Here is a 14,421-nt window from a genome sequence, read left to right as displayed (position 1 = left end):
AATTGAACTCCTGACCTCCTGCATGCCATGCAGGCGCTCTACCAACTGAGCTATAGCCCCGCGTGTTCTCCGCGCTCCGCGCCGCGAACAAGAAGAACTTTAGCCTGCGACCAGCCGGAAAGTGAAATCCCGGCCCTGCCACCGCCCGGAGCCGTTCAGTCGTCGTCGCCGAGGACCGGTTCGGGGAGAGTTCCCGCGTTGTGCTCCAGCAGCCGCCAGCCGCGCGCGCCCTCGCCGAGGACCGACCAGCAGCAGTTGGAGAGCCCGCCGAGGCCCTCCCAGTGGTGTGCCTCCAGGCCCAGCAGCCGGCCGATCGTGGTACGGATCGTGCCGCCGTGGCTGACCACCACGAGCGTGCCGTCGTCGGGCAGCTTCTCGGCATGGTGGAGCACCACGGGCGCGGCCCGGTCGGCGACCTCGGTCTCCAGCTCACCGCCACCGCGCCGGACGGGCTCTCCGCGCTTCCAGGCCGCGTACTGCTCGCCGAACCCGGCGACGATCTCGTCGTGCGTAAGGCCCTGCCAGGCGCCCGCGAAGGTCTCGCGGAGAGTCGCGTCGTACGAGACGTCCAGCCGGGTGATCGCGGCCAGCTCGGCGGCCGTGGCGGCGGCCCGCTGGAGGTCGGACGAGATGATCGCGTCCGGCTTCAGGGAGGCCAGCAGCCGGGCCGACCGCTGGGCCTGGGCGACGCCGGTGGAGGTCAGCCCGATGTCCGTGGAGCCCTGGAAGCGGCGCTCCACATTCCAGGCGGTCTGGCCGTGCCGCCACAGGACGATACGGCGGCCTCTGCCGCCCTTGCTGCCGTTCAGCGCAGCTCACCGTCCGTCTCGACCGACGAGCCCGATCCGGACGGGCCCGTTCCCGCCGCACCTGCGACTCCGGCGTGCTCCGCGGTCTTGCCGCGCGTCTTGACGGCGTCCTCGGGCAGCTCCAGCTCGGGGCAGTCCTTCCAGAGCCGCTCCAGGGCGTAGAAGACCCGCTCCTCGCTGTGCTGGACGTGCACGACGATGTCGACGTAGTCGAGCAGGATCCAGCGGGCGTCACGGTCGCCCTCGCGGCGCACCGGCTTGGCCCCCAGCTCCTTCTGGAGCCGCTCCTCGATCTCGTCGACGATCGACTTGACCTGGCGGTCGTTGGGTGCGGAGGCGAGCACGAAGGCATCGGTGATCGACAGCACATCGCTGACGTCGTAGGCGATGATGTCGTGCGCGAGCCGGTCGGCCGCCGCCTGGGCGGCGGCCTTGACGAGCTGGATGGAACGATCAGTAGCGGTCACAAGCAGGCTTCCGTCGACGGTCATGGAGACATCCAGGATCTCACGCCGTACCGTCCCCCGGCACAGCCATTGTCCGCGGCCCGGCCCAGGGTCCTCGGGGCCGTGTGCGGGGAGCCCCGCACACGGCCCGTCGGCCTCCTGCTCCACGCTCCTACTCCACGGCGATCTTGTAGTCCTCGCCCAGGACCACCGAGACATCGGCGTTCGGAGCGGGCGTGCCCTTCTGCACCGCGCTCGTCGGCAGTCCCAGCGTCTTGGCCACCTCGACCGCCTTCGGCTTGTTCGCGTCGTCGCCATAGCTGACCTGCGAGGACGTCTGCGCGAGACCGGTGCCCGCGTCCACGAAGCCATAGCCGCCGTTGACCAGGGAGATCCGGGCCGACTCCGCCGCGTCCTGGTTTCCGCTCGCGTTCTTCACGCCGACCCGTACGGCCGAGCCCTTCTCCGGAGCGCTCACCGAGCCGCCCAGGATGTCCTTGACCACGGTGTCGGCGGTCTGCTCGCTGAGCCTGCCGTCCGTCTCGACGGGCAGCACCTTCGTGCTGTAGTCGCCCACCTTCGCGTGTTCGGCGAGCTTGGCGAGCGAGGCGCCCAGGTCCTTCTCGGGAAGCGACGGATCGAGGATCTGCGCCAGCGTCTCCACGGTGATCGTCGCGGCCTGCGGATCGTCCGACATCTTCCGCAGCACGCCCTGGAGCACCTGGCCGAACCGCTGGAGCTGCTTCGACTCCGGCTCGCCCGGCCCTCGGTAGGTCGCGTAGGCGACGGCCATCCGCCCGCTGAGCGTCTGGTTCTGGCCCTTCTTCACCACCGGCGCCTCGCCCTTCTTCGCGCCGGGCACCTCGGTGTCGGTGGTCAGATCGATGGTGCCGACCAGCTCCACGAGATTGTCCAGATACGGAGTGTCCAGCCGCCAGGTGCCGGTGATCTCGGTGCCGAGCAGTGTCCCGACGGCCTCACGGGTGCCGTCCGAGCCGTCCTCGTCGACCGACTTACCGAGTGTGGTGGGCTCACCGTCGGCGTTGGCGACGGCCAGGGAGTTGGGCAGCAGCAGCGTCGTGCCCCGGCCGGTCGTGGAGTTGTTGACCAGCAGCGCCGTGGACGTGCCCTTCTTCTTGGTGTTGTGCAGATGCACCACGATCACATCGCGCTTCTGCGGTCCCGTGGCCGTGCTCTGCGCCTTCTCCGTCGTGGACAGTCCGGGCAGCTTGCCCGCGTACCAGAGGTAGCCGACGCCGCCGGCGACGGCCAGGGCCAGTACGACGATCAGGGCCACCACTCGGTTACGGCCCCGGCGCCGGGCCTCCTCGCGCCGCTCGGAGCGGCTCTCGGTGAACTTGAGCCAGTCGATGACGTCTTCGGAGTCCTCATCGGGCTCCTCGATGAAGGAGAACTGCTCGGTCCGGTAGTCGCGGTCCTGCGGCTCCCGCGTCCCCTGCGGCTCTTTCTCCGTCTCCTGTGTCTCAGGGCGCCGTTGCCCGGGCACGGCCGGCTGGGCGTGCTGCGCGGGCACGGAGGGTTGCGCCGTCTGCTGCTGCGGGATGTTCCACTGCTGAGTGGTGTCGACCGCGACGGGAGGCTGTTGGCCCGTCTCGTACGCCTGCTGCTGCCCGGTGTCGTAGCCGTATCCGTCGTACCCGTATCCCTGTTGCTGGGCGTAAGGGTCGTACTGCCCCTGGGACGGCGGCTGTTGAGGCTGCTGGGACTGGTGAGGCGCCTGGGCGTACGGGTCGTAGGCGTATCCCTGCTGCCCGTGCTGCCCGTGCTGCCCGTGCTGCTCCTGCTGATGCGGATGCTGCGTTTGTTGCTGCGCTTGGTGCTGCTGCGGTTGCTGGTGTTGCTGGTGCTGTTGCGGCTGCTGATACACCGGCTGCCCGTACTCGTCGTATCCGACGAGCTGGGGCTGCGTGTAATACGGGTCGTACGGATCGTACGGCTGCTGCTGGTCGTTCACCGGTGCCCCTCTCCGTGGCTCAGTCGCTCATGCGCCGCGGTACAACTGCCGTTTGTCGATGTAGCGCACCACACCGTCGGGCACCAGGTACCAGACCGGATCGCCCTTCGCGACTCTCTCCCGGCAGTCGGTCGACGAGATCGCCAGCGCCGGAATCTCCACCAGGGACACCCCGCCCTTGGGCAGTCCGTCGGCCGACAGATCATGGCCCGGCCGTGTGACTCCGATGAAATGGGCGAGCGAGAACAGCTCTTCGTGATTCCGCCAACTCAGAATCTGGGAGAGCGCGTCGGCTCCGGTGATGAAGAAGAGATCCGCGTCGCCGTGGAGAGAACGAAGATCCCGCAGCGTGTCGATCGTATACGTCGGTCCGCCGCGGTCGATGTCGCTGCGGCTGACCGAGAACTGCGGATTGGACGCCGTGGCGATGACCGTCATCAGATAACGGTCCTCGGCCGGCGAGACCGCGCGCTGGGTCTTCTGCCACGGCTGCCCGGTCGGCACGAACACCACCTCGTCGAGATGGAACAGGGCGGCCACTTCACTGGCCGCCACCAGGTGTCCATGGTGGATCGGATCGAAGGTCCCGCCCATCACGCCGAGCCGACGCCTGCCGCGGTTCACGGCCGGGCCGGATCCGGGACCGGTCACGAGTCCGGTTCCGGCGCCGGTGGACGCTCGCTGCTCTCCCATGCGTGCAGAGCCTACTTGCACCGGGTTACGGGCCGGGGTCAGCGGTCGCGGTTGAAGCGAGTGGTGATCCACAGCAGCAGAAGCAGCCCGAACAGCGCGCCTCCGCCGATGAGGAACGGGTTGAGGCTTTCATGGTTGCCGCCCTGTTCGGCGCCCTCGGCGAGCATGACCAGGTTGGCGGCGGTGCCGGTGAGGCTCATCTTCAACAGGCCCTATCGATCGTGTCGGAGCGGAGACTTCGCGCACATCGTATGCGGGGGCCTCGGGCACCCTTACGCCGACTCAGTCGTTGTGGTCGTTGTCGCGGTATCCGCGCAACAGGAACCAGGCGAGCAGGACGGCTCCCACCATGGAGACGCCCAGCACGATCCGGAGCGTATCGCCCGGTCCCTGCTGATCGGCTGCCGCGGCGAGCAGTGTGGCGGTATCCGGCATGTCGGGTGTGCTCCTCGGTCTCTCCGGCCGGCGCCCGGGGCCCTTCCCCGGGAAACACACGGCCGCTGCCCCCCGCCACACGGTAGCTCCAGCCCTTTGGGCCGTGTCTGCCACATCCCGCCCGGCTCGCGACGCCATGTGGCAGACACGGCCTAGTCTGGGGCCGTCAGGGGGACGAGCTTGGACTCGGAGAAAGCGGGGACATCCATGACCGAATCCGAAGGCAAACACGGCAGCGACGCCAACGGCGGCCACCGCGACGACCACGGGGACGCACTCCACAAGAACGTGCCGAGCAGGCAGCGCAAGCGCTTCCCCGGCATCTCCTCGCGGGCATACGAACATCCCGCGGACCGCTCGGCGCTGGTCGCCCTGCGCAAGCTCAGCGGATTCGACACGGTGTTCAAGGCGATGAGCGCGCTGCTGCCGGAGCGGAGCCTGCGGCTCCTCTTCCTCTCGGACTCCGTACGCGTCAGCGACGCGCAGTTCGCGCATCTGCACGCCATGCTGCGGGACGCCTGTTACATCCTGGACCTGGAGAAGGTTCCCACGATGTATGTGGCACAGGATCCCAAGCCGAACGCGATGTGCATCGGCCTGGACGAGCCGATCATCGTGGTCACCACCGGGCTGGTGGAGCTGCTCGACGAGGAGGAGATGCGGGCGGTCGTCGGCCATGAGGTCGGCCATGCCCTCTCCGGTCACTCCGTCTACCGGACGATACTGCTGTTCCTGACCAATCTGGCGCTCAAGGTCGCCTGGATCCCGCTGGGCAATGTCGCGATCATGGCGATCGTGACGGCACTGCGGGAGTGGTTCCGCAAGTCGGAGCTGTCGGCGGACCGGGCCGGTCTGCTGGTCGGACAGGATGTACGAGCCTCGATGCGCGGTCTGATGAAGATCGCCGGTGGCAACCATCTGCATGAGATGAATGTGGACGCGTTCCTGGAGCAGGCCGCGGAGTACGAGGCGGGCGGTGATCTGCGTGACTCCGTGCTCAAGATCCTGAACGTGCTGCCGCGCTCGCATCCCTTCACCACCGTGCGCGCCGCCGAGCTGAAGAAGTGGGCGGAGAGCCGTGACTTCCAGCGGATCATGGACGGTCACTATCCGCGCCGCGAGGAGGACAAGGACACATCCGTCACGGACTCCTTCCGCGACTCCGCGGCGCATTACGCGGACACGGTCCGTGGCAGCAAGGACCCGCTGATGAAGCTCGTGGGCGATATCGCGGGCGGCGCGGGTGACCTCGGCGGCAAGCTGCGTGGCGTCTTCACGGGCGGTGGCAGCGGTGGCGGTGCGACCGGCGGTAACGGGAACGGAAAAGGCGGCCGTTCCACGGACGGCACCGACTCCGACCCGGGCGCGGGCGCGGGCCCAGGAGACAAGAGCTAGTTTCGCCGGAGCCGGCCGGCTGCCGGTTTGTCCTCAATCGCCGGACGGGCTGAAAATCAGCCTGTCCGGCGCGGCTGCGCCGTCGGGCTGGGCTGTGCCGTAGGGGCCAGCGTGCCGCACAGCGCCGTATCGGCCGGGCCCGTCGAGTACGGATCCGTACCGGCCGGATCGTCCGGCTTCGCCCGCTCACCGGCCAGCAGAGGCCGCAGCGCCGTCGGCGGCTCGGCCGAGCAGGCCTGCGGGCCCGCCAGGACATCGCTGCTGAGCACCTGCGTACGGTGCTTGATCAGATCCTCCACGTCGAACCGGAAGCGCATCTCGCGCCGGACGGTGAAGAGCGACGCGTCCCGTACGGGCTGATCGGTCGGCCGCTCGGCGGACGCGGCCGGTCGCAGCGCGTACACGAAGACATGGTCCGAGGTGATCTCCAGCGTCCCGGTCGAGCTCTGCTCGTACCGCAGGGTGCCGCGCGCACGCACACCGCCGACCGTCGCCGTCTTCGCCGGGTCGAACCGTACGAGCCAGCCGGCCGGAGCGTGCCGGCCGTCGTCGGCCGGAGCGGCGAAGCTGCGGTCGAACTGGTCGAACTGGTCGGGTTCCAGCAGCACCCGCACGGGCCGCACCGTATGGCCCGTGAGGACGTCCGGATCCATCGAGGACGCCACGAGATAGTCCTTGACGGTGGTCAGCGCGGCCATCACCTGGCCCTCCGAGAAGTCGCCGGTCTCCCGGGCCGGAGGCAGCGCGATCCCGGCCGCGCCCTCCTGGAACTGCGCCGCCGGGCTGTGCTCGAAGAGATCCTCGGGGCTGCCGCCCGGCACCGGCTCCCTCGGCGCCAGCGGGACCACCGCCATCCGCAACTGCTCCGCGGTGCCGCCGATCGGGGGACGGTACGGATTGCGCAGGCCCAGATACACCGCCGTACCGAAGGCGAGCACGATCACCAGGAAGAGCAGCAGCACCCGTCTGGGACCGTTCCTGAACCACGGGTGTCTGCGTCTCCTGGGCGGAGGCGGCGGGACCCGCCGTACGGCGTGGGCGTGGTCTTTCATCCGCTCCTTGGCGGAGGCCTCACGAAGGCGGGCAGCCCGGATGAACGATTCGTCGAAGTCGACGGACCCGTACTCGTCGTCACCTCCGCCCGGGAGCCCCTCAGGTCCCCCTTCGGGTGGGTCTCCGCGCCCTGCCATACCTTCAGGGTAGGTCGGCGAGGGCGATCGTAAACGCTCGGACAACTGTCAAGTACCGGTACGGCGCCCTTCCGCTATTCAGGTGAAAACCTGGAAACCGGAAGGACTTTCGACGGGATTTTCGCGAGCTTCGGAGCGAGGTCGGCACGCACTTGAGCGCGAGGGCCATCGCGAGTTCTGCCCAGGATTCAGGGCGAGCGCGGAGCCGCGGAGAGCGGCGGCCCCGTGGGCACCGCAGAGACCGCGGGACCGACCGGACCCGGCTTGTCGATCCCGGTCGTGGCGGGCTGCGGCACCTGGCTGTCACGGCTGCTGGAGGCGCCGCGGTAGACGGCGGTGAACGCGAGCGCGACCATCCCGATGCCCATCAGCAGCGCGAGCAGCCAGGCGACCGGGCGGTGCCAGCGGGCGCTGCCGCGGTACGGGCGCAGAGCGCCGCCATGGCGTCCGTACGGGCCGAGAGCCGCGTCCGGGTCGTCCGGGTCGTACTCGCCGTCGTAGGGATACCCGGGGCCGTATGCGCCGTCCCGGCCGTACAGCTCCTCGTAGAGCTCGTCCTCGGGCGGTCCGCCGCCGGCCCTCGCTCGGGCCGCTTCGGCCTCCGCGCGCGCCTGCGCTGCGGCCAGCAGACGTTCCACGGCGGAGGGTTCATGGACGGCGGCCGACCGGACGAAGTCCTCGTCGAACACCACGGCGGCGAACTCCTCGTCCGCTCCTCCGCGGTCGTCGTCGGGCTCCCAGCCGTCCGGGAACGGCCTGCCCCCCACGTCGTCCGGCACCTCTTCAGAGTAGACCTGAGCGGTCGTTTTGGGCAGGCGGAGTCCGAACTCTCCCGACTTCGTTCACAGCGCCGCTCACCGGAACCCCACGCCCGGCCACCGGACATGACCGTCACCGGAACTAGCGGACATGGTCGCCGGAACTACCGGACATGACCGTCACCGGTGACGATGTACTTCGTCGACGTCAGCTCCGGCAGTCCCATCGGCCCGCGCGCGTGCAGCTTCTGCGTGGAGATCCCGATCTCGGCCCCGAAGCCGAACTGTCCGCCGTCCGTGAACCGCGTGGACGCGTTCACGGCGACCGTCGTGGAATCGACCAACTGGGTGAATCGCCGGGCCGCCGCCTGCGAGGTGGTGACGATCGCCTCCGTATGGCCGGACGACCAGAGCCGGATATGGGCGACGGCCGCGTCCAGCGAGTCCACCACGGCGGCGGCGATGTCGTACGAGAGGTACTCGGTCTCCCAGTCCTCCGCGGTGGCCGCCACGACCGTCGCCTTCGAGCCCTCCGCGTATGCCAGCACCCGCTCGTCGGCGTGGACGGTCACCCGGGCGTCGGCGAGCGCGTCCAGCGCGCGCGGCAGGAACGCCGCCGCGATGTCCTGGTGGACCAGCAGCGTCTCGGCCGCGTTGCAGACACTGGGCCGCTGCGCTTTGGAGTTGATCAGGATCTCGACGGCCATGTCGAGATCGGTCTGCGCGTCCACATACACATGGCAGTTGCCGGTGCCGGTCTCGATGACGGGCACGCTGGATCCCTCGACGACCGTACGGATCAGGGAGGCGCCACCGCGCGGAATCAGCACGTCGACCAATCCGCGCGCCCGCATCAGCTCCTGTACGGACTCCCGGCCCTCGCCCGGTACGAGCTGGACGGCGTCCGCGGGCAGCCCGGCACCGCCGACGGCGTCGCGCAGCACCCGGACGAGCGCGGTGTTGGAGGAGAGCGCCGAGGACGAGCCGCGCAGCAGCACGGCGTTGCCGGACTTCAGACAGAGGGCGGCGGCGTCCACGGTGACATTGGGACGTGCCTCGTAGATGATCCCGACCACGCCGAGCGGCACCCGCACCTGGCGCAGATCGATGCCGTTCGGCAGCGTCGAACCGCGGACGACCTCACCGACCGGATCGGGCAGCGCCGCCACGTCCCGTACGTCCGCGGCGATGGCCCGTACCCGCTCCGGCGTCAGGGTGAGCCGGTCGATGACCGCCTCGCTCGTGCCCGCCTCCCGGGCCCGGGCCACGTCCTCGGCGTTGGCCGTGACGATCTCGTGCGTACGGACCTCCAGCGCGTCCGCGATCGCCAGCAGTGCGTCGTCCTTGGCCGCGCGCGGCAGCGGCGCGAGGTCGCCGGCCGCGGCACGGGACCGGTAGGCGGTCCTGGCGACCGGGGAGAGGTTGTCGTACGGCGAAAGCGAGGTCATGCCCGCAGGGTAGTGCGCCTCCTGCGGGCATTCCGCACGTATTCCGTACTCCGAGACACTTCCGAGCGGATGCCGGAACGTATGGCCGTGCCCGGAGCACGGATGGACCTGAAGGAACGTGACCGGTCGCGATCAGGCGTAATCAGACATGATCGGATGTGCGCCGACGCATGAGGCCGACGCAGCCGACGCATCAGTGCGTCGGACATCGCATCAGCGCGTCAGACGTCAGTACGTCAGAAGGGATGGACGCCCACCGGAGCCGCCGGCGGCGGACCGTATCCCTCCGCGATCCGCTGGTGGTACGTCTCGCGGTCGATGACCTCAAGGCCCACGATCTCCCACGGCGGCAGCTTCGCGCTCGACCGGTGCTCGCCCCAGAGCCGCAGGGCCACCGCGGCGGCGTCGTGCAGATCTCTGGCCTCTTCCCAGTAGCGGATCTCCGCGTGGTCGTTCGCGTACCGGCTCGTGAGCAGAAACGGATGGTCGTGGGCAAGCTGTTCCAAGCCACGCCGGACCTCCGTCAACGGAGTTTCGGCGCCCGAGACGCTCAGCGTGATGTGCCACAGCTTCGACACCGCCCGGCCCTCCCGGCGCGCGTCCGTTCTCGATACGGCCTCCCGCGGTCGCTCCTCGTCGAAGTCTTCCCCCGCTTCGACGCTGGTCAGGGCCCGTTCTTCCGCCTTGGCCCTGCGGGCATGGGCGCTGCCCCCGGTCCCTCGGGGCACCGCCCCCGGGCGCGCTCGTCTCACCAGCGGCCTCCTGTTGTTGCGTCGTCGTGCTGTTCCCCGCCTGATACCCCTGAGACAAAGTTGACCAGTCCCGGGCGCGGCATGGGGCGGTTTTGGTAAAGGTCCCTGTTCAAAGGCAGGAGTTTCAGCCGTTTCAGGGGCGCGGTCAGGGACGCAGGATGACCAGATCGTCTCTGTGTACGACCTCGCGCTCATAGGCGGGACCCAGTTCGCGCGCGAGCTCCCGGGTGGAGCGGCCGAGGAGCTGCGGGATCTCCTTCGCGTCGAAGTTGACCAGCCCGCGGGCGACGGCACGGCCCTCGGTGTCCCGGAGCTCGACCGGGTCCCCGGCGCTGAACTCGCCCTCCACGGCGGCGATCCCGGCGGGCAGCAGCGAGGTGCGCCGCAGGACGACGGCCCGTACGGCGCCGTCGTCCAGCGTGAGCGAGCCCTGCGGAGTGGAGGCGTGTGCGAGCCAGAGCAGCCGGCCCGCGGAGCGGCGTCCCGTGCGGTGGAAGTACGTACCGGTGTCGCGGCCCGCGAGACCGTCGGCGGCGTGGCTGGCCGAGGTCAGCACCACCGGGACACCGGCCTCGGTGGCGATCGCGGCGGCCTCGACCTTGGTGACCATGCCGCCGGTGCCGAGCCCCGCCTTGCCCGCGCTGCCGAGGGAGACGCCCGCCAGATCGGCGGGACCGCGCACCTCGGCGATCCTGGTGGTGCCGGGCCTGCTGGGATCGCCGTCGTACAGCCCGTCGACGTCCGAGAGCAGGACGAGCAGATCGGCCCGGACGAGATGGGCGACGAGGGCGGCCAGCCGGTCGTTGTCGCCGAACCGGATCTCGTCCGTGGCGACCGTGTCGTTCTCGTTGACGACGGGCACGGCGCCCATGCCGAGAAGCTGGTCGAGCGTGCGGTAGGCGTTGCGGTAGTGAGCCCGGCGGCTGGTGTCGTCCGTGGTGAGGAGCACCTGTCCGACACGTACGCCGTACCGGGCGAAGGACGCGGTGTAACGGGCGACCAGCAGCCCTTGTCCGACGCTGGCCGCGGCCTGCTGACGGGCCAGGTCCCGAGGACGCCGGATCAGCCCGAGCGGTGCGAGTCCGGCGGCGATGGCACCGCTGGAGACCAGCACGATCTCCTTCTCGCCGCCGCTTCTGACCTGGGCGAGCACATCGACAAGGGCGTCGACACGGTCGGCGTCGAGCCCTCCGGAGGCGGTGGTGAGCGAGGAGGAGCCGACCTTGACGACGATTCTGCGGGCCTGCGCCACCACCTCGGCCCGCCCGGCCGGCTCCGGCTGCCCCGCCGCGTCCGCGTCCCGTTGTCCCGCCGCGTCCTGCCGTGCCGCTGCCACGTGCTCTGCCTCTGCTCTCGCTGCGCTTCTTCGCCGCACCGCACCGCGCTCTTCGCCGCGCCCGCCGCGCTCGCTGTCGGAGGCCCACGGTCGGGGAGCCTCCCGACCGGTCAGCGTACGCGGGCCACGCCCGGGGACGGCACGCCTTTTCAGTGGGTGGGACGAGGGCCCGCGCACCCGCTTCCCTGACGCAATCCGGGCCTCCGCACAACCGGATGCGGGTGACAGCAGTCTGTCAAGTGTGACAACGGTGGGGAAACTTCGCGCTCCGAGCGAGGTTAGGCTTGCTCTCGGCAGCGCTCCCCTCGCTTCGCCGACGGCGGCGCCCCTTCCCCCCGTGTAGCACGCCGGGCAATCACACACGAGATGGGCCACCAGTACATGCCAGTAAAAGTGAGCGTCGTCATTCCGGTTTACAACCCGGGTAAGTACATCGATCCGTGCATCGATTCACTGCTGGCCCAGACACTGCCGGCCGCCGATTTCGAGGTGCTGTTCGTCGACGACGGTTCAACGGACGACACTCCCGGCCGGCTGGACAAACTGGCGGACGAGCACCCTCACCTCCGGGTGATCCATATCCCTAACTCGGGCTGGCCCGGAAAGCCCAGAAACATCGGCGTGTCCGAGGCGAAGGGCGAGTACGTCCAGTTCGTCGACCAGGACGACCACCTGGCCTCCGACGCTCTGCGGAGGCTGTACGAGATGGGCCACCGCAACGGCTCCGACATCGTGATCGGCAAGGTCGCGTCGAATTTCCGCGGTGTTCCGCACGGAGTGTTCAGGACGAACCGCGAGAAGTGCGATCTGACCGACGCGCCGCTCTACGACAGCCTCACGCCGCACAAGATGTTCCGTACGGAGTTCCTCCGCGAGAACGGCATCGCCTATCCCGAGGGCAAGCGGCGCCTTGAGGACCAGCTCTACATGATGCAGTCGTATTTCCCGGCGAAGGTCGTGTCGATCCTCGGGAATTACACCTGCTACTACTACTCGAAGCGGGGCGACGGCCAGAACGCCGGATCGGCCAAGCTCGTGCCGTCCGGCTACTACGGCAACCTCCGTGAGGTCCTCCAGGTCGTCATGGACAACACCGAACCGGGTGAATTCCGGGACCGGTTGCTGCGCCGCTTCTACCGCGTCGAGATGCTCGGCCGGCTGAGCGAGCCGGGTGTGCTCACGTTCACTCCCGAGTATCTGGGCGAGATGGTCGACGCCATCCGCCCGCTCGCCGAGGACTTCATGAACGACGGAGTGCACGAAGGGCTCGGCTCGCTGACGCGGCTGCGCTCCACGCTGCTGCGCGCCGACGACCGCGAAGGGCTGATGAAGATCGCCCGCTTCGCCTCCTCGGTCAAGGGCGCCGCCCGTCTTGAGGACTTCGACTGGGAGTCCGACGGCAGGATCGCGCTCTCGCTGACGGGCCGTCTGGTCCACGGCGAGGACAAGGAGCCGCTGCGTCTGGTCCGCCGCGACAACCGGTACTTCCTGCATCCGGAGATCACCGAAGGGCTGCTGCCGTCCGGTGAACTCCTCGATGTCACCGACGACATGGACGGCTTCAAGGGCGAACTGTCCCTGCGCAACCGCGAGACCGCCGTCGAGTGGCAGTGTCCCGTCGACTTCTCGGCCGAGGTCGAGAAGCTGGAGGGCGACAGCTACGAGGTCGTGCTGCGCGGCCGGGGCCATGTCACCAGCGAGGCGGTCAAGGGACGCGGCCGGGTCTCCCGCGGCTTCTGGGACATCTGGGTGCCGCTGCGCGGCCTCGGGCTCGTACGGAAGGCCCGGCTCGGCGCCGACCGCGCGCCGCACGTGGACGCCAAGTGCCTGCCCGCGGTGCTCGGTTCGCCCGCGCGCCCGGTCATTCCGTACTTCACCGATCCGCACGGCAATCTCACGCTCGATGTCGCGGGCCGCGCCAAGAAGCTCGCCGCCTATCTCGCGGACCGGCCGGTACGGCGGATGCCCGGCAGCGGCCGGCCCGAGCTGCGGCTCGATGTGTTCACCGGCACCAAGTCCGGCTCCCGGGCCGCCGAGCTGATCGTGACCGCCGCGGACGGCACCACCCGTACGCTGCCCGCCACCCTGCGTCCCGACCACGGCCGGGCGCATCTCGGTGTGCCCGCGCGTGTGGCGGATCTGCCCGTCGGCACGGCGCGGCTGTCGGCGCGGCTGGACGGTCCGAAGGGAGCCGAACTACCGCTCTGCGAGGTGCCCGTGGCCGCCGGCGGCCGGATCAGGCTCGACCGCAGCGAGGTGGCCGTCGTCGACGCGGCACTCGTTCGGGTGGTCACGGTACGGCGCCGCAGGGCGGCCCTGCGGCGGCTGCTGCGCTCGGCGGGCGGGCCGATCGTACGGCGGCTGCCCTCCTCTGCGCGCAAGAAGGTACGCCGTCTCGCGGCCCGCCTCTGACCCGCCGGCGCGGCGCCTTCCCCCGACTCCCCCGAACAGCACGCACCGTGCGGCAAGAACACCATGCGGCACCGTGCGACAAGAACAAGGAGTGATCACATGCGGCAGCTCTCCGTCGAAGGCGCCTGGATCCAGGAACCGAAGGTCTTCCCGGACAGCCGTGGCAGCTTCCACGAGTGGTTCAAGGCCTCCGACCTCACGGCGTCGGCCGGCCATTCCCTCCAGCTCGCCCAGGCCAACTGTTCGGTGTCCAGCCGTGGCACGCTGCGCGGGATCCACTTCGCCGATGTGCCTCCCGGCCAGGCCAAGTATGTGAAGTGTGTGCGCGGCGCGGTGCTCGACGTCATCGTGGACATCCGGGTGGGCTCTCCCACGTACCGGCAGTGGGAGGCCGTACGGCTGGACGATGTGGACCATCACGCGATCCATCTCGCCGAAGGGCTCGGCCATGCGTTCATGGCGCTGACGGACGACGCGACCGTCGTCTATCTCTGCTCCGAGGGCTATGCACCGGGCCGCGAGCACGGCATCAATCCGCTGGATCCGGAGCTCGGCATCGAGTGGCCCCAGGGCATCACTCCGCTGCTCTCCGACAAGGACGCGGAGGCCCCGACACTCGCGGAGGCCGAGGCCCAGGGCCTGCTGCCGTCGTACGAGGAGTGCCGGGCGTACTACGCCGAACTGGCCGCCCGCGGCTGACACGTACACGGCCGCACACGGCCACACGGCGGGATATGGCAGGGGCCCGAGCGATCCAGAATCGCTCGGGCCC

14 protein-coding genes are annotated in these 14,421 nt (G+C 69.5%); 3 read left to right on the top strand and 11 right to left on the bottom strand.

Annotation, left to right across the window (positions count from 1 at the left end; genetic code table 11):
- Nucleotides 1-155: 155 nt before the first annotated feature.
- From GA0115259_RS03990 to GA0115259_RS39990, 6 genes are all read right to left on the bottom strand, one after another.
- Nucleotides 156-809: a histidine phosphatase family protein gene (locus tag GA0115259_RS03990; protein ID WP_093590870.1), complete on the bottom strand. Its 654-nt coding sequence runs from the start codon at nucleotides 807-809 to the stop codon at nucleotides 156-158.
- Nucleotides 806-1,300 (bottom strand): ribosome silencing factor, encoded by a 495-nt coding sequence (gene rsfS, locus GA0115259_RS03985; protein WP_202449639.1) that lies wholly within the window; start codon nucleotides 1,298-1,300, stop codon nucleotides 806-808. Before rsfS ends, GA0115259_RS03990 begins: the two co-directional genes overlap by 4 nt.
- A gap of 127 nt (nucleotides 1,301-1,427) precedes the next feature.
- Nucleotides 1,428-3,230 (bottom strand): LCP family protein, encoded by a 1,803-nt coding sequence (locus tag GA0115259_RS03980; RefSeq protein ID WP_093590867.1) that lies wholly within the window; start codon nucleotides 3,228-3,230, stop codon nucleotides 1,428-1,430.
- Between the two features lie 27 nt (nucleotides 3,231-3,257).
- Nucleotides 3,258-3,923 carry a nicotinate-nucleotide adenylyltransferase gene (nadD, locus tag GA0115259_RS03975; protein ID WP_093590863.1) on the bottom strand — a complete coding sequence of 222 codons (666 nt, stop codon included), beginning with the start codon at nucleotides 3,921-3,923 and terminating at the stop codon, nucleotides 3,258-3,260.
- A gap of 38 nt (nucleotides 3,924-3,961) precedes the next feature.
- On the bottom strand, nucleotides 3,962-4,123 hold the full coding sequence (locus tag GA0115259_RS39995; RefSeq protein ID WP_093590860.1) for a hypothetical protein: 162 nt from the start codon (nucleotides 4,121-4,123) through the stop codon (nucleotides 3,962-3,964).
- An 82-nt stretch (nucleotides 4,124-4,205) separates the two neighbouring features.
- Nucleotides 4,206-4,358, bottom strand: coding sequence for a hypothetical protein (locus GA0115259_RS39990; protein ID WP_176732424.1), 153 nt, complete (start codon nucleotides 4,356-4,358; stop codon nucleotides 4,206-4,208).
- Nucleotides 4,359-4,565: 207 nt separating this feature from the next.
- Here GA0115259_RS39990 and GA0115259_RS03965 point away from each other — a divergent pair, with 207 nt between their 5' ends.
- A complete protein-coding gene (locus GA0115259_RS03965) occupies nucleotides 4,566-5,753 on the top strand; it encodes a M48 family metallopeptidase (protein WP_202449638.1) in 1,188 nt (395 codons plus the stop codon).
- A 56-nt stretch (nucleotides 5,754-5,809) separates the two neighbouring features.
- Here GA0115259_RS03965 and GA0115259_RS03960 read toward each other — a convergent pair whose 3' ends face one another.
- The 5 genes from GA0115259_RS03960 to proB form a co-directional block, all read right to left on the bottom strand.
- Nucleotides 5,810-6,943 carry an SCO2583 family membrane protein gene (locus GA0115259_RS03960; RefSeq protein ID WP_093590857.1) on the bottom strand — a complete coding sequence of 378 codons (1,134 nt, stop codon included), beginning with the start codon at nucleotides 6,941-6,943 and terminating at the stop codon, nucleotides 5,810-5,812.
- A 188-nt stretch (nucleotides 6,944-7,131) separates the two neighbouring features.
- On the bottom strand, nucleotides 7,132-7,722 hold the full coding sequence (locus GA0115259_RS03955; RefSeq protein WP_093590854.1) for an SCO2584 family spore wall biosynthesis protein: 591 nt from the start codon (nucleotides 7,720-7,722) through the stop codon (nucleotides 7,132-7,134).
- 143 nt (nucleotides 7,723-7,865) lie between these two features.
- Nucleotides 7,866-9,149, bottom strand: coding sequence for a glutamate-5-semialdehyde dehydrogenase (locus GA0115259_RS03950; protein WP_093590851.1), 1,284 nt, complete (start codon nucleotides 9,147-9,149; stop codon nucleotides 7,866-7,868).
- A gap of 236 nt (nucleotides 9,150-9,385) precedes the next feature.
- Nucleotides 9,386-9,901: a hypothetical protein gene (locus tag GA0115259_RS03945; RefSeq protein ID WP_093590848.1), complete on the bottom strand. Its 516-nt coding sequence runs from the start codon at nucleotides 9,899-9,901 to the stop codon at nucleotides 9,386-9,388.
- 145 nt (nucleotides 9,902-10,046) lie between these two features.
- A complete protein-coding gene (gene proB / locus GA0115259_RS03940; RefSeq protein ID WP_093590876.1) occupies nucleotides 10,047-11,153 on the bottom strand; it encodes a glutamate 5-kinase in 1,107 nt (368 codons plus the stop codon).
- Nucleotides 11,154-11,630: 477 nt separating this feature from the next.
- Here proB and GA0115259_RS03935 point away from each other — a divergent pair, with 477 nt between their 5' ends.
- A complete protein-coding gene (locus tag GA0115259_RS03935; protein ID WP_256097898.1) occupies nucleotides 11,631-13,649 on the top strand; it encodes a glycosyltransferase family 2 protein in 2,019 nt (672 codons plus the stop codon).
- 99 nt (nucleotides 13,650-13,748) lie between these two features.
- The gene (gene rfbC / locus GA0115259_RS03930; RefSeq protein WP_093590845.1) at nucleotides 13,749-14,348 is read left to right on the top strand and encodes a dTDP-4-dehydrorhamnose 3,5-epimerase; all 600 of its coding nucleotides are present in this window, start codon (nucleotides 13,749-13,751) and stop codon (nucleotides 14,346-14,348) included.
- The last annotated feature ends 73 nt before the right edge of the window (nucleotides 14,349-14,421 follow it).

It is taken from the genome of Streptomyces sp. MnatMP-M17, assembly GCF_900091995.1.
GTDB lineage: Bacteria > Actinomycetota > Actinomycetes > Streptomycetales > Streptomycetaceae > Streptomyces.
Note: the sequence above shows the minus strand (reverse complement) of the source record. Positions and strands in the feature narration are given on the sequence as shown.